This window comes from uncultured Cellulomonas sp., assembly GCF_947494015.1.
GTDB lineage: Bacteria > Actinomycetota > Actinomycetes > Actinomycetales > Cellulomonadaceae > Pengzhenrongella.
The window spans coordinates 1-21,549 of the sequence record NZ_CANLTL010000009.1 but is presented as its reverse complement, the minus strand read 5'-3'; the positions used below and the strand labels follow the sequence as shown (position 1 = coordinate 21,549).

Annotated in this window: 20 protein-coding genes and 1 rRNA gene; all 21 read right to left on the bottom strand. The window is 74.5% G+C overall.

Translation table 11 applies throughout. The features are described 5' to 3' along the window. Positions 1-111: 111 nt before the first annotated feature. Positions 112-435 (bottom strand): DUF2469 domain-containing protein, encoded by a 324-nt coding sequence (locus Q0840_RS11370; RefSeq protein WP_298459596.1) that lies wholly within the window; start codon positions 433-435, stop codon positions 112-114. Positions 436-469: 34 nt separating this feature from the next. Further along, positions 470-1,447 (bottom strand): ribonuclease HII, encoded by a 978-nt coding sequence (locus Q0840_RS11365; protein WP_367183112.1) that lies wholly within the window; start codon positions 1,445-1,447, stop codon positions 470-472. A gap of 2 nt (positions 1,448-1,449) precedes the next feature. After that, positions 1,450-2,370: a signal peptidase I gene (lepB, locus tag Q0840_RS11360; RefSeq protein ID WP_298459595.1), complete on the bottom strand. Its 921-nt coding sequence runs from the start codon at positions 2,368-2,370 to the stop codon at positions 1,450-1,452. A gap of 176 nt (positions 2,371-2,546) precedes the next feature. After that, positions 2,547-2,909 (bottom strand): 50S ribosomal protein L19, encoded by a 363-nt coding sequence (gene rplS, locus Q0840_RS11355; RefSeq protein WP_298459594.1) that lies wholly within the window; start codon positions 2,907-2,909, stop codon positions 2,547-2,549. 233 nt (positions 2,910-3,142) lie between these two features. Then, complete coding sequence (trmD, locus tag Q0840_RS11350; RefSeq protein WP_298459593.1) at positions 3,143-3,922, bottom strand: tRNA (guanosine(37)-N1)-methyltransferase TrmD; 780 nt, start codon at positions 3,920-3,922, stop codon at positions 3,143-3,145. Between the two features lies 1 nt (position 3,923). Continuing rightward, positions 3,924-4,535 (bottom strand): ribosome maturation factor RimM, encoded by a 612-nt coding sequence (gene rimM / locus Q0840_RS11345; protein WP_298459592.1) that lies wholly within the window; start codon positions 4,533-4,535, stop codon positions 3,924-3,926. Between the two features lie 89 nt (positions 4,536-4,624). Then, positions 4,625-4,864 (bottom strand): RNA-binding protein, encoded by a 240-nt coding sequence (locus Q0840_RS11340; RefSeq protein ID WP_298459591.1) that lies wholly within the window; start codon positions 4,862-4,864, stop codon positions 4,625-4,627. Further along, a complete protein-coding gene (gene rpsP, locus Q0840_RS11335) occupies positions 4,864-5,289 on the bottom strand; it encodes a 30S ribosomal protein S16 (RefSeq protein WP_298459590.1) in 426 nt (141 codons plus the stop codon). Before rpsP ends, Q0840_RS11340 begins: the two co-directional genes overlap by 1 nt. A 190-nt stretch (positions 5,290-5,479) precedes the next feature. Continuing rightward, complete coding sequence (locus tag Q0840_RS11330; protein WP_298459589.1) at positions 5,480-6,580, bottom strand: amidohydrolase family protein; 1,101 nt, start codon at positions 6,578-6,580, stop codon at positions 5,480-5,482. A 28-nt stretch (positions 6,581-6,608) separates the two neighbouring features. After that, complete coding sequence (ffh, locus tag Q0840_RS11325) at positions 6,609-8,195, bottom strand: signal recognition particle protein (RefSeq protein ID WP_298459588.1); 1,587 nt, start codon at positions 8,193-8,195, stop codon at positions 6,609-6,611. A 42-nt stretch (positions 8,196-8,237) separates the two neighbouring features. Continuing rightward, positions 8,238-10,055 carry a [protein-PII] uridylyltransferase gene (locus Q0840_RS11320; protein ID WP_298459587.1) on the bottom strand — a complete coding sequence of 606 codons (1,818 nt, stop codon included), beginning with the start codon at positions 10,053-10,055 and terminating at the stop codon, positions 8,238-8,240. A 3-nt stretch (positions 10,056-10,058) separates the two neighbouring features. Beyond that, positions 10,059-10,400, bottom strand: a complete 342-nt coding sequence (locus Q0840_RS11315) for a P-II family nitrogen regulator (RefSeq protein ID WP_298459586.1) — start codon at positions 10,398-10,400, stop codon at positions 10,059-10,061. Further along, positions 10,397-11,782 carry an ammonium transporter gene (locus Q0840_RS11310; protein WP_298459585.1) on the bottom strand — a complete coding sequence of 462 codons (1,386 nt, stop codon included), beginning with the start codon at positions 11,780-11,782 and terminating at the stop codon, positions 10,397-10,399. The genes Q0840_RS11315 and Q0840_RS11310 overlap by 4 nt, the downstream gene beginning before the upstream one ends. A gap of 158 nt (positions 11,783-11,940) precedes the next feature. Beyond that, on the bottom strand, positions 11,941-13,143 hold the full coding sequence (gene ftsY / locus Q0840_RS11305) for a signal recognition particle-docking protein FtsY (protein WP_298459584.1): 1,203 nt from the start codon (positions 13,141-13,143) through the stop codon (positions 11,941-11,943). Positions 13,144-13,296: 153 nt separating this feature from the next. Beyond that, positions 13,297-13,653, bottom strand: coding sequence for a hypothetical protein (locus Q0840_RS11300; RefSeq protein ID WP_298459583.1), 357 nt, complete (start codon positions 13,651-13,653; stop codon positions 13,297-13,299). Positions 13,654-13,753: 100 nt separating this feature from the next. Then, positions 13,754-17,320, bottom strand: coding sequence for a chromosome segregation protein SMC (smc, locus tag Q0840_RS11295; RefSeq protein WP_298459582.1), 3,567 nt, complete (start codon positions 17,318-17,320; stop codon positions 13,754-13,756). An 80-nt stretch (positions 17,321-17,400) separates the two neighbouring features. Beyond that, positions 17,401-17,838, bottom strand: coding sequence for a nucleoside-diphosphate kinase (gene ndk, locus Q0840_RS11290; RefSeq protein ID WP_298459581.1), 438 nt, complete (start codon positions 17,836-17,838; stop codon positions 17,401-17,403). 43 nt (positions 17,839-17,881) lie between these two features. Then, entirely contained in the window at positions 17,882-18,346 is a 465-nt protein-coding gene (locus Q0840_RS11285; protein WP_298459580.1) for a DUF4233 domain-containing protein, read from the bottom strand. Next, positions 18,346-20,172, bottom strand: coding sequence for an MDR family MFS transporter (locus Q0840_RS11280; protein ID WP_298459579.1), 1,827 nt, complete (start codon positions 20,170-20,172; stop codon positions 18,346-18,348). The genes Q0840_RS11285 and Q0840_RS11280 overlap by 1 nt, the downstream gene beginning before the upstream one ends. 152 nt (positions 20,173-20,324) lie before the next feature. Continuing rightward, the gene (locus Q0840_RS11275; protein ID WP_298459578.1) at positions 20,325-20,978 is read right to left on the bottom strand and encodes a TetR/AcrR family transcriptional regulator; all 654 of its coding nucleotides are present in this window, start codon (positions 20,976-20,978) and stop codon (positions 20,325-20,327) included. Between the two features lie 485 nt (positions 20,979-21,463). Beyond that, positions 21,464-21,549, bottom strand: a 5S ribosomal RNA gene (rrf, locus tag Q0840_RS11270); the annotation flags it as partial.

Sequence of the window (21,549 nt, the reverse complement as noted above, 5' to 3'; positions counted from 1 at the left end):
CGTGCGGGCGTCGCGGTGCGCGGTGTGGACGGCCGGGCCCGTCACAGGGCCGGGGGTGCGGCCGCTGCCGGACGCCGCCGGCTCGGACCTCGTGCCGGGACGGTGGTCCCGTCAGCCGCGGAACGCGCTCCCGCCGGACAGGTCCAGCTCGGCCTTGGCGAGCTCCTCGACGTTGACGTCCTTGAAGGTGACGACCCGCACCGACTTCACGAAGCGCGCCGACCGGTACACGTCCCACACCCAGGCGTCGCCCAGCCGCAGCTCGAAGTAGACCTCGCCCGCGGCGGACCGCACCTGCAGGTCGACCTGGTTGGCGAGGTAGAACCGCCGCTCGGTCTCCACGACGTACGCGAACAGGCCGACCACGTCGCGGTACTCGCGGTAGAGCGCGAGCTCCATGTCGGTCTCGTAGTTCTCGAGGTCCTCGGCGCTCACCGGACCATCATGGACCATCGGCGCCGGCCGACGGTCACCGACCGTCGGCCGCGTCCCGACCACCACCGGCGCCCCGTGCGACGTCCAGCCCCATGCCCCGGCCCACGCCCGGCTCGGCCACCGGCTCGGCATCCAGGTCGGCGTCGGCAACCGGGTCCGCAGTCGGGTCGGTCGGCCCCACCTTCGCTACCGCGCCGCCCGCGAGGTCCGGGACGACGGGACGCGTCCCGTCGTCCCACAGCCCGTCGCAGTCCGGCGTCGCCAGCTCGGGCAGCCGCCAGCTCTGCCGGTGGTGGACGCACGGGCCCAGCCGGCGCAGCGCCTCGACGTGCCCGGCGGTGGAGTACCCCTTGTTCTCCTCCCACCCGTACCCGGGGTGCTGGCCCGCGAGCCGCACCATGAGGGCGTCGCGCTCGGTCTTGGCCAGCACGCTCGCGGCCGCGACCGACGCGCACTGCAGGTCGGCCTTGATCATGGTGGCCACGCGGGGCGGCGCCGGCTCGGCGAGCGGGGTGCCGTCGAACAGCGTGGGCCGGCGTGGGCTGGACAGCCAGTCGTGGTTGCCGTCGAGCAGGACGACGTCGGGCCGGGCCGGCAGGGCGGCCAGCGCCCGGTGCCCGGCCATCCGCAGCCCCGCGATGATGCCGTGCTCGTCGATCTCCTCGGCGGTCGCGTGCCCGACGGCGTGCCCGACCACCCACCGCCGGATGCGCGGCACGAGCGCGACCCGCGCCGCGGGCGTGAGCAGCTTGCTGTCCCGCACGCCGGCCAGCGGACGCTGGACGCTGGCGTCCACCAGCACGATGCCCACGGTCACCGGACCCCCCAGGGCGCCGCGGCCCACCTCGTCGCACGCGCCGAGCAGGGTGTGCCCGGATCGCAGCAGCCGCTTCTCGACCCGCAGGCCGGGGACCGTGGACCGTCCCGGCGGGGTGCGCGTGGCGGGCGTGGCGCGCTGCTGCCCGGCCCGGTCCGACGTGGCACGCCGGGCTCGCGCGGTCCCCGTCGTCACGGTCACCCGGCGTCGGGGACGGCCTCGAAGGTCGCCCCGGGGTTGCGCAGGAGGGTGGCCCGGTCCAGCGGCCAGACCGTCGTGAAGGCGACGCCGACGACGTTGTCCATCGGCACGGCGCCACCGCCCGGGTCCCCCAGGTGGTAGCGCGAGTCCTGGGAGTTCTGCCGGTTGTCGCCCATCACCCATACGGCGCCCTCGGGCACGACGACTTCGAACGGCACCTCGCTGGGGACCGACGACGGACGCAGGTACGGCTCGTCGATCGGGACGCCGTTGACGGTGACCGGACCACCCTCGCCGTCGGACGCCACCCGGTCACCGGGAAGGCCGATGACGCGCTTGATCAGGTGCTCACCGGAGTCCTGCGGCAGCAGCCCGACGTAGGTCAGCACCGAGGTCACCCGGTCCCGCAGAGCGGACTGCTCCGTCGGCACGACCGGCGGCAGCCAGCCGCCCGGGTCCTTGAACACCACGATGTCGCCGCGGCTGACGTCGAACGGCCCCGGCGCGAGCTTGGTGACGAGCACCCGGTCCCCCTCGATGAGGGTGTCGCGCATCGACGCGCTCGGGATGAAGAACGCCTGGAAGAGGAACGTCTTGATGATCAGGGACAGCACCAGGGCGCTGACCAGGATGATCACGGTCTCCTTGAGCAGCGCGACACCCGACGCGTACCCGTCCCGGGCGCCGCGTGCACCCTCGCCCCGGTCCGCCACCACGGCGCCGTCGACGTCGTCGGGGTCCGCGGCCACGGTGGCCCCGGGGGGGCCGGCCACGCTCACGCCGTCGGCGGAGGGCTCCGGCGAGGTGCGCGCACCGACGCCGTCACGGCCCGCCGGTGCGTCGGGGACGACCACGTCACCGGGGTCGGTGGGCTCGTCCCGGCTGGTGTCCGGCACGGGCGGCGGCTGGTCCCTCACCCCCTCACTGTGCCATCGACGTGCGGTGGTGGCCTAACCGCCCACCGGCGGCACCGCCCGGCGAGCCCGGCGAGCCGAGCGGCGAGCCGATCGGCGAGGGCCGACGTGCCGGGACGCCGACGGGCGGCCACCCCCGCAGGGGTGACCGCCCGTCGTGGAGCGCGCGCGGCTGGCGACTACTTGCCGGCCGGGACGTTGTCGCGCTTCTCCTTGATCTTGGCCTTCTTGCCGCGCAGCTTGCGCAGGTAGTACAGCTTCGCGCGGCGCACGTCACCGCGGGTCAGGACCTCGATGGACTCCAGCGTCGGGGAGTGCACGGGGAAGGTGCGCTCGACGCCGACGCCGAAGCTGACCTTGCGGACGGTGAACGTCTCGCGGACGCCCCCGCCAGTGCGCGAGATGACGGCGCCCTGGAAGACCTGGATGCGGGACCGGTTGCCCTCGACGACCTTGACGTTGACCTTGAGCGTGTCCCCGGGGCGGAACGCCGGGATGTCGGTGCGCAGCGATGCTGCGTCGACGGAGTCGAGCGTGTGCATGGGATGTGTCGCTTCCTCGCGCTGCCACAGGTCAGCCGCGTTGTCGATGGGCGCCGCGCGGCGCCCATGGGCGGTGGTTCGGGTGTGTGCGCCCCGCGGCCCTGTCGTCCCCCCTGTGGCAGGGACGTCGGCCGGCGCACACCGACCGACCAGTCTGCCACACCGGGGGCCCGGCACCGGCCCGCACCGGCGGCGGCCGGTATGAGCCCGGTCACCAGCGGGCCACCCGCCGATCAGCCCTGCCGGTGGACCCCGGTGGCGTCCACGACCCAGCCGAGCTCGGCGAGCAGGGCGACGTCGTGCCGGTCCAGGCCCTCGGGCGCGAGCGCGGCGACCAGGTCGGGGCGGCGGGCGGACGTCCGGCGCAGGGCCTGGTCCCGGCGCCACCGCTCGACCCGGGCATGGTGGCCGGACGTCAGCACCTCGGGGACGTCGAGCCCCGCCCACGTCGGCGGCTTGGTGTACACCGGGTACTCGAGCAGCCCCGCCGCCCCGTGCGACTCCTCGACCAGCGAGTGCGGGTTCCCGACGACCCCCGGCAGCAGCCGGGCGACGGCCTCGACGACGACCAGCGCCGCGACCTCGCCGCCGTTGAGCACGTAGTCCCCCAGCGACAGCTCGGTGACCCGCAGGTCCTCGCGCGCGCGGTAGTGCTCGACCACGCGCGCGTCGATGCCCTCGTACCGGCCGCACGCCACGACGAGGTGCTGCTCGCCCGCGAGCGCCTCGGCCGTGCGCTGGGTCAGCGGCGCGCCGGACGGCGTCGGCACCAGCAGGTGCGCACCCGGGTCGAGCACCTCGTCCAGCGCGGCGCCCCACACGTCGGGTCGCATGACCATCCCGGCGCCGCCGCCGAAGGGCGTGTCGTCGACCGTACGGTGCCGGTCCGTGGTCCAGCCCCGCAGGTCGTGCACCCGCACGTCCAGCAGCCCCGAGGCCCGCGCCTTGCCCACCAGGGACAGCTCGAGCGGCGCCAGGTAGTCGGGGAAGATCGTCAGGACGTCGATGCGCACGTCAGTCCCGACCGCCGGCGCTCGCTGGACCGCCCCCGTGCTCGTCCCCGTCCGGGTCGTCGGACACGTCGGCGCCCCCGGTCTCCGGGGAGACGACGAGGTTCTCCACGTCGGACGCCAGCAGGCCGCCGGGCGGGTCGAGGACGACCCGCCCACCGGGCACGTCCACGACCGGCACGATGGCCCGCACGAACGGCACGAGCGTCCGGGCACCGGAGCCGGCCTCGACGAGCACCAGGACGTCGTGCGCGGGCAGGTGCTCCAGTCCGTCGATCCGGCCCACGACCGTGCCGTCGGCGAGCTCCGCGCGCAGCCCGGCCAGCTCGTGCGGGTACCAGGCGTCCTCGTCGTCGTCGGCGTCCGCGTCCACCACCAGCTCGACGCCCTGCAGCGCCTCGGCGGCGGTCCGGTCCCGCGCCTCGGCGAAGCTCGCGAACCAGCGCCCGTGCTGGGACCGGGTTCCAGCGACGGTCAGCGGTCCGGCGGCTGCCGGCTCGGTCGCCAGCACCTGTCCGACGGCGAGCCGCTCCTCAGGGCTGTCGGTGCGCAGGTCGAGTGCGACCTCGCCGCGCAGCCCGTGGGCGCGGCCGATCCGGGCGACGGTCAGCTGCATGGTGGCTTCCTCCGGGACGGGTCTGGGGTGGACGACCTCAGGCCCGGCCCCCGCATCGGGGGCCGGGCCTGGAGGAGGTGCAGAGCGGGTCAGCGCCGGTCGACGTCGACGACGTCGACGCGCACGGTGCCGTCCGTGGACAGCGCGCCGACCACCGTGCGCAGCGCGCGCGCGGTGCGCCCGCCGCGACCGATGACGCGCCCGAGGTCCTCGGGGTGCACCCGGACCTCGAGCACCTCACCGCGGCGCAGCGACTTCGTGCTCACCTGGACGTCGTCCGGGTGGTCCACGATGCCGCGCACCAGGTGCTCGAGCGCGTCGGCGAGCATCAGGCCTGCTCGTCCGCGGTGTCGCTCTCGGGCTCGGCGGCCGGGGCCGCGGCCTTCTTCTCGGCCGCGCGCGCCTTGACCTTCTCGGCGTCGGCGGCGGCGGCCTCGATGGCCGCGGCCGGGTCGACCTTCTCGCCCTTGACCCGCAGGGTGCCCTCGGCGCCCGGCAGGCCCTTGAACTTCTGCCAGTCCCCGGTCACCTTGAGCAGGGCCATGACCTGCTCGGTCGGCTGCGCCCCGACGCCGAGCCAGTACTGCGCGCGCTCGGAGTTGATGTCGATGAGGGACGGCTCCTCGGTGGGGTGGTACTTGCCGATCTCCTCGATGGCGCGACCGTCCCGCTTGGTGCGGGAGTCGGCGACGACGACGCGGTAGTAGGGCTGACGGATCTTGCCCATGCGCTTCAGACGGATCTTGGTGGCCACGGTGTGGTCTTCTCCTGGATGTGAGCTGAGGTGGCCGAGGGTGCGTTCCCGTGGGGGCAGGTCGCAGCCCGGCCGAGGGACTCCGAGCGCGGCTAGAGGGTCCGCGCACCGAGTACAGCCCGCCATTGTGCCAGACGGACGCCGGGCTCCCAACACGGCGTGCGTCACGCCGCCGCGACCGGCCGGCCTGCTACCGGCCGCCCACGACGGCGCCGCGCAGGACGACGGCGAGCGGGTCGGCGAGCACGCGCGCGTCGACCCGTGGGTCCGCCCCGTACACGACGAGGTCGGCGCTGGCGCCCTCCGCGAGCCCGGGCGCGCCCAGCCAGTCCCGGGTGCGCCAGCTCGCGGCGGCGACGACGTCGGCGTCGGGGATGCCGGCTCGCACGAGCTCGGCGACCTCGGCGGCGATGCGGCCGTGCTCGATGGTGCCGCCGGCGTCGGTGCCCACGAGCACGCGCACGCCGGCGTCGTGCAGGTCGCGCACGTGCTGGTAGCGGCGGGCGTGCATCCGGCGCATCCGGTCGGCGTAGACCGGGTAGCGGTGCGCGGCGTCGGCGATCGCGTCGAACTGCCCGACCTGCAGCAGCGTGGCGGTGACCGGGATGCCGCGGCGGGCGACCTCCTCGATGCCCTCGGGGGTGAGCCCGGTCCCGTGCTCGAGGCAGTCGACCCCCGCGGCGAGCAGCCCGGGGACGGCCTCGGCGGCGAAGGTGTGCGCGGTGACCCGTGCGCCGTGATGGTGCGCGACGGCGACCGCCTCGACCAGCACGTCGTCGGGCCACAGCGGGCGCAGGTCGCCGTCGGGGCCGAGGTCGCGGTCGATCCAGTCCGCGACGATCTTGACCCAGCCGTCGCCGCGCTCGGCCTCCTCGGCGACCGCGGCGGGCAGGTCGGCCGGGTCGGCCAGCTCGCGGCCGTAGTGGCGCAGGTACCGCTTGGGCCGGGCCAGGTGGCGCCCGGACCGGATGAGCCGGGGCAGGTCGTCGCGGTCGTGCACCCAGGAGGTGTCCGCGGGCGACCCCGCGTCGCGGACCAGCAGCGTCCCGGCGTCGCGGTCGGCGACCGCCTGGGCCCGCGCGGTGTCCCGGTCCACCGGGCCGTCGGCACCCAGGCCGATGTGGCAGTGCACGTCGACCAGCCCGGGCACCGCCCAGCCGTCGACCACGACGACGTCGTCGGCGGTGCGGGGGCGCTCGAACGTCACCCGGCCGTCCACCGCCCACAGCTCGCCGACCTCGCGGTCGTCGTCGAGCACGACGGTGCCCCGCACGTGGATGACCGGGCTCATCGTCGTCGGCCTGTGTCGGGCGGCGGGGTCAGCGACCGAGGAACTTCTCGAGCCCGGCCGGCAACTCGAGCGACGACGGGTCGGCGTCCTGGGCGGCCGGCAGGCCGAACGCGGACCCCTGCGCGGCGCGCTGGCCGGCCACTGCGCGCTCCGCGGCGAGTCGCTCCTGCTCCGCCCGCTTGGCCGGGTTGCCGGACTTGCCCTTCTTGCCGCGCGGCGGCGGGGCGGACTTGCCGCGGGACTTCTTGCCGCCCATGCCCACCCCGGGCATGCCCGGCATCCCGGGCATGCCGCCGCCCTTGCTCATCTGCGCCATCATCTTCTGCGCGGCGCCGAACCGCTCCAGCAGACCGTTGACGTCGGTGGCCGTGGTGCCCGACCCCTTGGCGATCCGGGCGCGTCGGGACCCGTTGATGATCTTCGGGGTGCGGCGCTCGGCCGGGGTCATGGAGCGGATGATCGCCTCGATGCGGTCGACCTCGCGCTCGTCGAAGTTGTCCAGCGCCTCACGCATCTGACCCATGCCCGGCAGCATGCCGAGCATCTTCTTCATCGAGCCCATCTGCTTGATCTGCTGCATCTGGACGAGGAAGTCCTCGAGCGTGAACCCCTCCCCCGAGGCGAGCTTGGAGGCCATCGCCTCGGTCTGCTCGGCGTCGAACGCCCGCTCGGCCTGCTCGATGAGCGTCAGGACGTCGCCCATGTCGAGGATGCGGGACGCCATCCGGTCGGGGTGGAACACCTCGAAGTCGGTGAGCTTCTCACCGGTCGAGGCGAACAGGATCGGCCGCCCGGTGACCGAGGCGACCGACAGCGCCGCGCCACCGCGCGCGTCACCGTCGAGCTTGGACAGCACCACGCCGGTGAACCCGACGCCGTCGGCGAAGGCCTGGGCGGTCGCGACGGCGTCCTGGCCGATCATCGCGTCGATCACGAAGACGGTCTCGTCCGGCTGCACGGCGTCGCGGATGTCTGCGGCCTGCTGCATCAGCTCGGCGTCGACGCCGAGGCGGCCGGCGGTGTCGACGATGACGACGTCGTGGTGGCGGGCCCGGGCGGTCGCCACGCCCTCGCGGGCCACCCAGACCGGGTCCCCGGTGGGCACCTCGTCCTCGCCCGCGACGCCGGGGTGCGGCGCGAACACGGGCACGCCCGCCCGCTCGGCGACGACCGCGAGCTGGGTCACGGCGTTGGGCCGCTGCAGGTCCGCGGCGACCAGCAGCGGCGTGTGGCCCTGCGAGCGCAGGTGCAGCGCGAGCTTGCCGGCCAGGGTCGTCTTCCCGGCGCCCTGCAGGCCGGCCAGCATGATGACCGTCGGCGGGTTCTTGGCCAGGTGCAGCTGGCGGGTGTTGCCGCCGAGGATCGCGACGAGCTCGTCGTTGACGATCTTGACGACCTGCTGGGCGGGGTTCAGCGCGCCGGAGACCTCCGCGGACAGCGCCCGCTCGCGCACCCGCCCGGTGAACGCGCGGACCACGGTGACCGCGACGTCGGCGTCCAGCAGGGCGCGGCGGATCTCCCGCACGGTGGCGTCGATGTCCGCCTCGGACAGCCGCCCCTTGGTGCGCAGGTTCTTGAAGGTCGACGTCAGTCGGTCGGACAGGCTCGCGAACACCGCAGGATCCTCACGTTCGCTGGTCGGTCGGGAACGTCCAGCCTACCCGTGCCGGTCCGCCGGTCCCTCGGCGAGGGCGTGCTCCGCGCGCGCGGTGAGGTCGTCGACCAGCCGCGCCCGCCACGCGGTCCACGCGGTCGGCCCGGCCGCCGACGCGTCGGCCTCGGTCAGCGCGCGCAGCAGACGCAGCACGTCGGCGCGGTGGTCGACGGCGTCCAGCAGCTCGGCCAGGGTGGCGTCGTCGTCCGGGTCCTGCGTGGTGGCCAGCCGGGCCAGGGTCAGGTGGTGGCGCACCAGTCGGACCACGTCCGCGGCGTCGTGGGCGCCGACCCCCATCCGGGCCAGGACGGGACCGGCGAGCCGGGCGCCCTCGACCGAGTGGTCCCGCGACCCCGCACGCTTGCCGATGTCGTGCAGCAGGGCGGCGAGCAGCAGCACGTCGGGCCGCTCGACGTCGCGGCGCAGCCGGCCGGCGCGGGCGGCGGTCTCCACGAGGTGCCGGTCGACGGTGTGCCGGTGGATGACGGCGCGCTGGGGCCGGTTGCGCACCCCCGCCCACTCCGGGATCCAGGTCGTAACCACGCCGGCGAGGTCCAGCGCCTCCCACACCGGGATCTGCGCGCGCCCGGTGGACAGCAGCTGGAGGAACGACTCGCGCGCGGCGGCGGGCCAGGGCTCGGGCAGCGGCGGGGTGCGGGTCAGGCTGGCCACGGTCACCGGCGACAGCGTCAGCCCGGTGCGGGCCGCCGTCGCCGCGGCTCGCAGCGACACCAGCGGGTCGGTGGCCGGCCGCGCCTCGACCCCGAGCAGCAGCTCGCCGTCGTGCTCGACGAGGTCCTCGCCGACCGAGCGCAGGCGCGGTGCCCCCCGGCGTCCCCGGACGAGCACGGGGCGACGCGTGGTCAGCGGCCGCTGCAGGGCCTGGCGGGCGTTGCGGGCGGTGGTGTCCAGCGCGTACGAGATCACCCGTCCGGCCTCGGCGACCCCGGCGAGCAGGTCGTCGGCGTCCCCGGCGCCGCACAGCTCGGCCACCTCGTCCTGGTCGGCCAGCAGCAGCCGGTTGGTGTGCCGCCGGGTCACCACCTGCAGCGCGTCGCGCACGTCCAGCAGGTGCTCCAGGGCGTGGTCGACCGAGCCGTGCGGCCGGTCGGTCAGCCAGGTGGCCGCGAGCGCGGAGAGCACCACCGCGTCCCGGATGCCTCCGCGGGCCTCCTTGAGGTCGGGCTCGATGAGGTACGCGAGCTCGCCGTGGCGCTCGGCCCGGTGCTTGGTCGAGGACAGCAGCTCGGGCAGCCGTCGCCGGGCGGCGGCCCGCCAGTCGGTCAGCAGCGCCGACTTCGCCCGGTGCACCACGACGGCGTCGCCGGCCACCGGGCGCAGATCGAGCAGCCCGACCGCGGCCGGCAGGTCCTTGGAGGCCACCTGGCGGCACTGCGCGAGCGAGCGGAGCGAGTGGTCCAGGTCCAGGCCGGCGTCCCAGATGGGGTACCAGAGCCGTTCGGCCAGCCCGGCCAGGTCCTGCGGGCTGCGGCCGCGGCCGTCGTGCACGAGCAGCAGGTCCAGGTCGCTGCACGGGCTCGGGTCGCACCGGCCCACGCTGCCGACCGCGCCCAGCGCGAGCCCGTCGGTGCTGGGCAGGTCGGCGGTCGCCGCGTCCCACAGCTCCGCGAGCCGCGCCGTGACCAGGTCGGCGACCGCGGCGCGCCGGTCGGCGCCCCGGGTGTCGGTCCGGCTCAGCCCCGTGGCCAGGTCGAGCCGCTCGGACCGGAGGTCCCGCACCCCGATGCCGGGCTGCGGGACCTCCTGGTCGATGTCGGTCGCGTCCGCCGTGCCCCCCGAGGGCAGCCGCTCCGGGTCCATGGGCTACAGCGCGTCCGTCCCGTGCTCGCCGGTGCGGACGCGGGCGACGTCGTCCACCGGGACGGTCCACACCTTGCCGTCGCCGATCTTGCCGGTCTGCGCGGCCTTGACGATCACCTGGGTGATCAGGTGGGCGTCGACGTCCTCCACGAGGACCTCCACGCGCACCTTGGGCACCAGGTCCACCGTGTACTCCGCACCGCGGTACACCTCGGTGTGGCCGCGCTGGCGGCCGTAGCCGCTGGCCTCGCTGACCGTCATGCCCCGCACGCCGGCCGCCTCGAGGGCCGACTTCACGTCGTCCAGCCGGTGCGGCTGGATGATCCCCGTCACGAGCTTCGTCATCGCTTCGCCTCCGTCGTCACCCGGGCGTCGCCCAGTCCGTCGTGCCCGGTCTCGTACGCGGTCTCGCCGCGCCCCGTCATGTCCACACCCGTCCGGCGGGCGCCGGCCCCCAGCGTCTCGTACGCGGTCTCGCCGTGGATGGCGAGGTCGACGCCGCTGACCTCGACCTCGTCGGTGACCCGCAGGCCGATGGTGGCCTTGAGGATCATCGCGATGACGTAGGTCACCACGGCCGAGAAGATCATCGCGACGACGGCCACGACCACCTGCGTGACGAGCTGCGTCGGTCCGCCCCCGTAGAAGAGCCCGTTCACCGCGCCGTCGGGGTACCAGGCGTTGTTCGCGTCCGTGGCGAACAGGCCGATCAGCACGGTTCCGGTCAGCCCACCCACGAGGTGGACGCCGACGACGTCGAGCGAGTCGTCGTAGCCCAGCTTGTACTTCAGGCCGACGGCGAGGGCGCACAGCACGCCCGCGACCGCACCGACCGCGATCGCGCCGAAGGTGTCCACCGCGGCCGCGGCGGGGGTGATCGCCACCAGACCGGCGACGACGCCGGACGCGGCGCCGAGCGAGGTCGCGTGACCGTCGCGAAACTTCTCGGTGACGAGCCAGGCGAGCATCGCCGCGCACGTCGCCACGAGCGTGTTCAGCCAGGCCCGGCCGGCGACGTCGTCCGCCGCGAACTCCGAGCCGGCGTTGAAGCCGAACCAGCCGAACCACAGCAGCGCGGCACCGAGCATGACGAACGGCAGGTTGTGCGGGCGCATCGGCTCGCGACCGAAGCCGCGGCGCTTGCCGATCACCAGGGCGAGCACGAGCCCGGCGATGCCGGCGTTGATGTGCACGACGGTGCCGCCGGCGAAGTCGATCGGGGTCGACAGGCCGCTGGTGATGCCGTCGGCACCGAGCAGGCCGCCACCCCAGACCATGTGCGCGATCGGCACGTAGACGACCGTGACCCAGATCGTCACGAAGACGAGCCACGACCCGAACCGGGTGCGGTCGGCGATGGCACCGCTGATCAGGGCGACGGTGATGATCGCGAACGTCGCCTGGAAGCCGACGGCGACCAGGGCCGGCACACCGGACCCCGCCATGAGGCTCGCGTCGTCGGTCAGGCCCGCCAGGCCGAAGTACTCCACCGGGTTGCCGATGAAGCCGCCGATGTCGCTGCCGAAGGTGCCGGAGTACCCCCACAGCACCCAGACGAGACCCACGACGCCGATCGCGCCGAAGCTCATCATCATCATGTTGAGGACCGACTTGCCGCGCACCATGCCGCCGTAGAAGAACGCCAGGCCCGGCGTCATCAGGAGCACGAGCGAGGACGCCATCAGTATCCACGCGGTGTTACCGGTGTCGAGCGCGAAATCTTCCATACTGGTCACCTTCCCCTCGTCGGCCTGGTGGCCGGATCGGGAACAGGCTGGTGCACCGCAGTTTCGGGAAGAGGCGCCCGGGCGTTACGGCGACGTGACGACTGCCCGCCCGAGGTAAACATCGTGTTTCGCCGCGGGCGGTTGCAGCGTGGTCGTGCTCAGCCGAGCAGTGCGTCGACGAAGTCGTCCGGGACGAACGGCGCCAGGTCGTCGGGACCCTCCCCCAGGCCGACGAGCTTGACCGGCACCCCGAGCTCGCGCTGCACCGCCACGACGATGCCGCCCTTGGCGGTGCCGTCCAGCTTCGTCAGCACGATGCCGGTGACGCCGGCGACCTCGGCGAACACGCGGGCCTGGTTCAGCCCGTTCTGCCCGGTGGTCGCGTCGAGCACGAGGAGCACCTCGCTGAGCGGGGCCTCCTTGGTGATGACCCGGCGGATCTTGCCGAGCTCGTCCATGAGCCCGGCCTTGTTCTGCAGCCGCCCGGCGGTGTCGACCAGGACGACGTCGGCTCCGGTCTCACGCCCCTGACGGACGGCGTCGAAGGCGACGGCAGCCGGATCGGCGCCGTCGCGGTCGGAGCGGACCGTGGGCACGCCGACCCGCGCGCCCCAGGTGGTCAGCTGGTCGGCCGCCGCCGCGCGGAAGGTGTCGGCCGCGCCGAGCACGACGGAGCTGCCCTCGGCGACCAGCACGCGGGCGAGCTTGCCGACCGTGGTGGTCTTGCCGGTGCCGTTGACCCCGACGACGAGCACGACGGCGGGCACCTGGTGATCGCCGTCCTCGGACAGCGTGGGCACCGTGTTCAGCGAGCGGTCCAGGGTCGGGTCGACGAGCTCGATGAGCTGTTCGCGCAGGATCAGGCGGACCTCGAGCGGGTCGCGCACGCCCTCGACGCGCACCCGCGTCCGCAGGGCGTCGACCAGCTCACCGGTCGGGCCTGCGCCGACGTCGGCGAGCAGCAAGGTCTCCTCGATCTCGTCCCAGTCGTCCTCGGTGAGGTGGTCACGCGACAGGACCGACAGCAACCGGGTGCCGAACGGCGACCCCGAGCGGGCGAGGCGGCTCCGCAGCCGGCTCAGGCGCCCGAGGACCGGTTCGGGGACGTCGAGCTGGGGGGCGCGCGGACGGTGCTCGTCGACCGTGGGCTCGACGGCTGCGGTCGGCACGGCGTCGTCGGTGTCGACGTCACCGGACGCCGGCGGCCGGGTCGCGGTGACGGCGTGGCCGGTCGGGCGGTCGGCGGGGCGCTCACCGCGCGAGCGCCGGCGCAGCAGGACGCCGGCCGACGTCCCCACGACCGCGAGCGCCGGCAGGCCGAAGGTCAGGATGAGTTCGAGGGTCTCGTTCACACCCGGCATTGTCGCAGCCGTGGCCGCGTCGTCGGCCGGAGCCGGTCAGGACGAGACGGCTGACGAGAGACCGGCGGTACGAAGGCGACCGGCGGCGCAGCCTGCAGTCAGCCCGCAGTCAGCCCGCAGTCAGCCCGCAGTCAGCGCGGAGTCAGCGCGGTGTCAGCGGCGCGAGAGCCCGTGCACGCCTCGGGCGGCACGCTCGCGGGCGCGGGCCAGGGTGTCCGTCAGGTCCTCGACGGCGACGTACGCGGGCGCCTGGACCTCGGTCGCGGCGAAGAAGTCCTCCAGGGTCGACTCCGCTGCGCCCTCGTCCGCGGCACGACGCGCCTGCCGTGCTCCTCGGCCGTGCTGACCGCGCTCACCCCGCAGCGTGCGGACCCCGGCGCGCAGGTCCTGCAGGTACCCGCGGACGCCGGTGCGCCCGTCCCCGGTGGGCGTCTCGGCCACGCTCGCGATGACGAGCACGAGGGCGGCCGCGGCGAGCGCGACCAACGTCCAGACGACCATCGTGACCATGGTGCCAGTATCGCCGACCGGTGCCCGGTCCGGCTGCCCGAACCGCTCGACAGCCCGGGTGTGTCCACTCTCACGTCGGTCGGTCGGGCGACGACGTCGGTCACGCGCTGACGTCGTCGCGCATGCGCTGGCTGACCACCGTGGTGACGCCGTCGCCGCGCATGGTCACGCCGTAGAGCACGTCGGCGATCTCCATGGTGCGCTTCTGGTGGGTGACGACGATGAGCTGGCTGTCGTCCTGCAGCTCGCGGAAGATCTCCAGCAGCCGGCCGAGGTTGGCGTCGTCGAGCGCCGCCTCGACCTCGTCCATGACGTAGAACGGGCTGGGTCGCGCCTTGAAGATCGACACCAGCAGCGCGACCGCGGTCAGCGAGCGCTCCCCGCCGGAGAGCAGCGACAGCCGCTTGACCTTCTTGCCGGCGGGACGGGCCTCCACCTCGATGCCCGTGGTGAGCATGTCGCCGGGTTCGGTGAGCACCAGGCGTCCCTCGCCGCCGGGGAACAGCCGCGGGAACACCCGGTCGAACTGGGCGGCGGTGTCCCGGTAGGCGTCGGCGAAGACCTGCTCGACGCGGGCGTCGATCTCCTTGACGATGTCCAGCAGGTCGCTGCGGGACTTGCGCAGGTCGGCCAGCTGGTCGGTGAGGAACTTGTGCCGCTCCTCGAGGGCGGCGAACTCCTCCAGCGCGAGCGGGTTGACCCGGCCCATCTGCGCCAGGGTCCGTTCGGCGGACCGCAGACGCTTCTCCTGCTCGGCGCGCACGTACGGCACCTCGGGCGGCGGGTCGTCGGCGGCAGCGGCGGCGTCGGCGTCGGCGACGGGAACGCCCCGGTGCGGCCCGAACTCCTCCATGAGGACCGCCGGGTCGAGCCCGAGCTCCTCGACGGCTCGGGTCTGCAGGCCCTCCAGCCGCAGCAGCTGCTGGGCGCGGGCCACCTCGTCGCGGTGCGCGACGTCGGTCAGCTCGGCCAGGCGCGCCGCGAGCCCGTCGACCTCCGTGCGCAGCGCCGCCAGGGTTCGCTCACGCTCGGCCCGTGCCGTCTCGGCGGCCTCCCGCTCGGCGCCCGCAGCGCGCAGCGACACCTCCAGGGCGCCCAGCGCCAGGTCGGCGCCGACCCGGACCGACTCGGCCCGGCGCGCCTGACGCGCCCGGGCGGCCTCGCGGCGGGCGGCGCGCTCGCGGGCCTCACGCTCCGCGGCGGCTGCCCGCTGCAGGGACTGCGCGCGCCCGGCGAGCGCACGTGCACGCTCCTCGCTGGTGCGCAGGGTCAGGCGCGCCTCGGTCTCCCGTGCGCGCGCGGCTGTCGCGAGCCCGGCGAGCCGGTCCCGGTCCGCGGTGCCGTCGGCGATCGCCGCCTCGGACTCCTCGGGTGCGGAGTCGGCGGCGGCGAGCCGCGCGGCGAGGTCGGCCAGCTCGGCCTGGTCGACGGCGAGCGACTCGGTGGCCGCCGCGAGGGACCGCTGGACGCGCTCGGCCTCCGCCCGGGCGGCCCGGGCCGTGGCGCCCAGGTGCCCCAGCTGCTCGGCGACCGCGGCGAGCGCCGCATCGGACTGGTTGAGCCGGTCGAGCGTGTCGGCGTACGCGGCCTCGGCCTCGGCCAGTGCCTGGGTGGCGGTGGTCAGCTCGAACTGGGCCCGCTCCCCGCGCGCGACGGCGTCGGCGCGAGCCGCGACCGCTTCCTCCAGCGCGGCCTGCAGGTGCAGCACGCTCGGGGCGGTCGCCGACCCCCCGGACGCGCGGACGCCGGACAGCAGGTCGCCGCCCGTCGTGACCACGGTGACGCGTGGCTCGCCGGCCACGACGGCACGCGCCGCGGCGAGGTCGTCGACCACGAGCACGTTCACGAGCAGCGCGTCGACCGCGCTGCGGGCGCTGTCGGGCGCCCGGACCAGGTCGCGAGCCCGGTGGGCGCCGGCCGGGACGTCGGCCAGGTCGGTGGGGACGGCCGCGGGGGCGCCGACCACCAGGGCGGCGCGTCCCGCGTCGTCGGTGCGCAGCCACCGGATCGCGTCCACGGCGGCGTCGACGGACTCCACGACGACCGCGTCGGCGACCGCACCGAGCGCCGCGGCGATGGCGTCCTCGAACCCGGGCTCGATGCTCAGCAGGGCGGCGAGCGAGCCGACGGTGCCGACCAGGTCGTCCGCCCCGAGCAGGGCACCGGCTCCGTCCTTGCGGTCCAGGCTCAGCTCGAGGGTCTCGATCCGGGACGCGACCGCAGCGCGGTCACGGTCCGCCGCGGCCAGCCGCTCGCGGATCGCGGCGACCGCGCCCGTGGCCTGCTCGACGGCGTCGGCGGCGGCCTCGTGCTCGGCGTCCAGGCCCTCCTCGCCCTCCTCCACGCCGGCGACCTGCGTCTCCAGGGCGGCGAAGTCGCTGGTGGCCTGCGCGCCACGACGCTCCGCCTCGGCCAGGGACTCGCGCAGGCGGCCGATCTCGCTCTCGGTCGCCTCCACCCGGCTGCGCCGGGCGGCGACCTGGCCGGCGAGCCGGGCCAGCCCCTCGCGCCGGTCGGCGGCCCCGCGCAGCGCCGTCGCCAGCGTCCGCTCGGCGGCCTGCGCGGCCGCCTCGGCCTCCTCCCGCTCGGTCACCGCCGCCGCGAGCGCGGTACGGGCGACGTCGACCTCGGCCGCGAGCTCGGCCTCCGCGGCGCGGACCCGTTCGGCCTGCGCCTCGAGGTCCTGCGGGTCGCGGCCCGGGTCGGTGGCGGGGCCGGACGACCCGAGGAGCCGCAGCCGCTCGGCGGCCAGGGTCGACGTCGACCGCAGCCGCTCGCGCAGCGACGACAGGGCGTACCAGACCTCGTTGGCCGCCGAGAGTGCGGGGGCGGACTCGGCCGCCTCGCGCTCGAGGTCCCCGAGGCGGCGTCGGGCAGCGGTGAGCGCGGCCTCGGCCTCGTCGCGGGCCGCGCGCAGCAGCGACTCGTCGGCCAGCTCCTGGTCGAGGGTGGAGGTCAGCTGGACCAGGTCGTCGGCGAGCAGGCGCGAGCGGGCGTCGCGCAGGTCGGTCTGGACGACCTGTGCCCGGCGGGCCACCTCGGCCTGCCTGCCGAGCGGCCCGAGCTGTCGGCGGATCTCGGTGGTCAGGTCGGCGAGCCGCGTGAGGTTGGCCTGCATCGCGTCGAGCTTGCGCAGCGCGCGCTCCTTGCGCTTGCGGTGCTTGAGGACCCCGGCGGCCTCCTCGATGAAGCCGCGCCGCTCCTCGGGCGTCGCACGCAGGACGGCGTCGAGCTGGCCCTGCCCGACGATGACGTGCATCTCCCGGCCGAGGCCCGAGTCGGAGAGCAGGTCCTGGATGTCCAGCAGCCGGCACGAGCTGCCGTTGATGGCGTACTCCGAGCCGCCGTTGCGGAACAGGGTCCGCGAGATGGTCACCTCGGTGTACTCGATCGGCAGGGCGCCGTCGGAGTTGTCGATGGTCAGGGCGACCTCGGCCCGGCCGAGCGGGGCGCGCCCCGACGTGCCGGCGAAGATGACGTCCTCCATCTTGCCGCCTCGCAGGGACTTGGCTCCCTGCTCACCCATCACCCAGGCGAGGGCGTCGACGACGTTGGACTTGCCCGAGCCGTTCGGACCGACGACGCACGTCACCCCGGGCTCGAAGCTCAGCGTCGTCGCCGAGGCGAACGACTTGAACCCGCGCAGGGTGAGGGTCTTCAGGTGCACGGGTGCAGCCTAGGAGTTCACGCCGCGCGGCCGGTCGAGGCGCGTGCGCGCCGGGCCCGTCTCCGCGGGCACGGCGGGCCTCAGAGCGCGGGGAACCAGAGCGAGATCTCGCGCGCGGCCGACTCGGGGGAGTCCGAGCCGTGCACCAGGTTCTGCTGGACCTTCAGCCCCCAGTCGCGCCCCAGGTCACCGCGGATCGTCCCGGGCGCGGCGGTGGTCGGGTCCGTCGTGCCGGCCAGCGAGCGGAACCCCTCGACGACCCGCTGCCCCTCGGCGACGACGGCGAGGACCGGTCCGGACTTCATGAACTCCACGAGCGGGGCGTAGAACGGCTTGCCCTCGTGCTCGGCGTAGTGGGCCGCCAGGACGTCGTCGTCGGCGGTGCGCAGCTCGACCGCGACGAGGGCGTACCCCTTCGCCTCGATGCGGCGCAGCACCTCCCCCGAGAGCCCACGACGGACGCCGTCGGGCTTGACGAGGACGAGGGTGCGTTCGACGGCGGCGTGGGTGTCGGTCATGGGCACGACCCTACCGAGGGTCCCGGGACGGGGACGCCAGGCTTCAGCCGTCGGCGTGGGCGGCATCCCACTCCGCACGCTCACGGTCGATGCGTCCCCCGACCCGCAGGGAGACCACCCACAGCAGCGCGAACAGGCCCGCCACCACGAAGACGATCGTGGCCGCGAACCCCGACCCGGTCACCGGCGACAGCAGCAGCACCACACCGCAGCCGATGACGGGGATCTGCACGAGGGAACCGGCGAGGTACCCGCCCGGCGAGCGCAGCATCCCCGACAGCAGGAGCAGGACCAGCGCCAGCCCACCCCCGGCGGCCCACAGCGCGCCGGCCGGGGCGACCCGCAGCCCCAGGGCCACGAGCGTGACGAACAGGACCACGAACGCCTCGGTGGCCAGGGTCGTCGCGGCGAACTGGCGCCGTGCCGACCGGCGCCGCCGGGGGGCCGTCGCGCCCGGTGCGGGCGCTCCCGGGCTCGCGGGCACGTCGGGGCCGGGGGACGCGGTCATCACCCCAGGCTACCGGCGCGGCCGGGCTCCGCCGTGCCCCCTGTGCCGCCCTGGTCACCCGGACCGCCCGCGTCGCCCGGGTCCCCGTGGGGCGAGGCGCCGGCCTGCGGCCCAGCCGTCGTGGGCGACAGCGCACCGGCCGCGGCGGTGCCCACCGGCACGGCGCCGTCACCGGTCACGGTGGCCGTCGACTCCACCGCGGCGCCGACCGGCACCGCGGAGCTCGTCACCGGTGCGGCGACCGCCTCACCGCGCGCCACCATGCCGGCGACGTCGGACAGCGCGACCTCGCGCAGGAACAGCGTGAGGACGAAGCCGGCAGCGAGCAGCGGGACGAGGTACCAGAACGCCGGCGCCAGTGCGTCGGCGAATGCGTCGACCACGCCCTCGCGCAGGGCGTCCGGCAGCGCGTCGACGACGGCGGGGGTCAGCGAGGACACGCCCTCCCCTGCGGCGTCCGGCACCGGCGCGCCGGCGAACACCGCCTCGAGCCGGTCGGAGAGCCGACCGGTGAAGATCGTGCTGAACAGCGCGACGCCGACGGCGGCGCCGATCTCGCGGAAGAAGTTGTTCGAGCTCGTGGCGGTGCCCAGCTCGCGCGGGTCGACCGAGTTCTGCACCGCCAGGACGATCGTCTGCATGACCAGGCCCAGGCCGGCACCGAGGACGAAGATCATCGCGCTGAACAGGAGCATCGAGACGTCGCCGTCGAGCTGCGTCATCCACACCAGGCCCAGCGTCGCGATCGCCATCCCCGCGATCGGGTACCTGCGGTACCGGCCGGTCCGGGTGATCGCGATCCCGGAGCCGATGGACGTCAGCATCACGCCGGCCATCATCGGCAGCATGAGGAACCCGGACTGGGTCACGCCCGCGCCCGTGGCCATCTGCAGGAATGTCGGCAGGAACGTCAGGGCCGCGAACATGCCCATGCCGATGACCAGACCGACCAGGGTGGCGATCGCGAAGGTGGGATTCCTGAACAGGTGCAGCGGCAGCAGCGGCTCCTCGGCACGGCGCTCCACCGCGACGAACGCGACGGCGGCGGCGACCGTCACGAGCACCAGGGCGATCAGGCGCAGGTCGGACCAGTCGTAGCCCGCCCCGCCGCTGAACGACTCCCAGCTCGTGGTGAGGATGAGACCGGACGTGGCCAGCACCATCAGGACGATCCCGGCGACGTCGATGCTGCGCCCGGACCGGTGACTGGGAAGCCGCAGCGTCACCCACGCGACCGCGAACGCCGCGAGGCCGATCGGCACGTTGATCCAGAACGCCCAGCGCCAGGTCAGGTGGTCGGTGAACAGACCACCGAGGAGCGGGCCGATCACGGCCGAGATCCCGAACAGGGCACCCATCGGCCCCATGTACTTCCCGCGCTCCTTGGCGGGCACGACGTCGGCGATGATCGCCTGCGACAGGATCATCAGTCCCCCGCCGCCCAGCCCCTGCACGGCGCGCCAGGCGACGAGCGCACCGAAGCTCTGCGCCATCCCGGCGCCGACGGACGCGACCGTGAACAGGCCGATGGCGAACAGGAACGGGTACCGGCGGCCCCACAGGTCGCCGAACTTGCCGTACAGGGGCATCACGATCGCGATGGCCAGGATGTAGGCGGTCATCAACCACCCCTGGTGCTCGAGCCCGTTCAGCTCGCCCACGATCGTGGGCATCGCGGTACCGAGGATCGACTGGTCGAGCGAGGACATGAACATGCTCGCCATGAGCGCGCCGAAGATCAGCCACACCGTGCGCTGGGTCAGCACGACGAGGGGTGCGCCCTCGGCGGGCGGCGCGCCGGAGGTGGAGGTGGCGACGGATGACATGCGGGGGACCTCGTTCATCGGTGCTGTGCGGTGGTGGCTCGGTGCTCGACCCGTGACTGGCGGCGAGCGCCGGCCGGGCGGTGCGCCCGCGCAGACGGCGCGGACAGAGGTGACGGCCGGTGGGGCGTGGCTGCCGCAGCGGTGAACGGCGCTCAGGTCGTGCCAGGACGCGGCGCGTCCGCCGACGACCCAGGGGGCGGCGCGCCGAGGAGTCGCAGCAGGTCGGCCGACACGGGCGTCAGGTGGTCCGCCACCGCGCCGCGCGCCCCGTGCACCTCCCATCGCGACATCGCGCCGCGGACCAGCATCATCAGGGTCATCCCGGCGAGCTCGACGAGGTGCTCCTCCGCACCGCCCTCGAGTCGGCGGCGCAGCAGTCCGTCCAGCTCCGTGCGGTACTGCTCGAGCCATGCCACGTGACGGACCAGCAGGCGGGGCTCGCGGTGGGCCAGCGCAACGGCCGCCGCCATCCGGCCCCGGTCCAGCAGCGGGCCGGCGACGATGGAGCCGGCCAGTGCGCGCAGGTCCGCGGGCAGGACGCCGCTGGGACCGCCCTGTGCGAAGGCCTCCGCGACCGCCGGGTCCAGCCGCACCGGCTCCATCCCGAGCACGGCGTCGTCCTTGGACTCGAAGTAGTTGAAGAACGTCCGCGTCGACACGCCGGCCTCGGCGCAGATCGCCTCGACGGTCACCGCGTCCAGTCCCTCACGCTCGACGAGGCCGTGCGCGGCATCGATCAGAGCCTCACGGCGGGCGCGCTTCTGACGCTCCCGAAGCCCCGCCGGATCCCCCGTCTGACCACTCACCACACAACAACCTTACACTCACTGCAAGTTTGCGTCGACTGCACCATCATCCGCCCCCAGCTCCCGGTGGCACAGGCTCGCGGGCGGCCGCCAGCAGCCGGGCCAGCCAGCACGTCGGGGGCCGCACCTCGTCCGGCCCGCTCGCGGTTCAGTCACGCCGGATTCGGGTGTGTCGTTGTGGACCGTTCACGCCCCACGAGTGGTCCACAACGTCGCACTCGGCGCAGAGAGTCGGTCGAGTGTGACGTTGTGGCCCGTTCACGGCCGTGGATGGGTCCACATCGTCGCAGTCGGCCACGGGTGGGGTGGGGACCGGCGGTGCGGGTGGCTGCCGACGGCGGCATGGGTGGCGTCGGCGGGTGCGTGCCGTCGGCGAAAGGGCGGCTCGGGGGCGCGGTGTGCGCGCTCCGGTCACGAAGGCCGCACGCGCCCGGGGCAAAAGAAAAGAGCCACCCCGGGTGGGGTGGCTCTTTTCGTGAATGGTTGTCCGGCGACGACCTACTCTCCCACACAGTCTCCCGTGCAGTACCATCGGCGCTGAGGGGCTTAGCTTCCGGGTTCGGAATGGGAC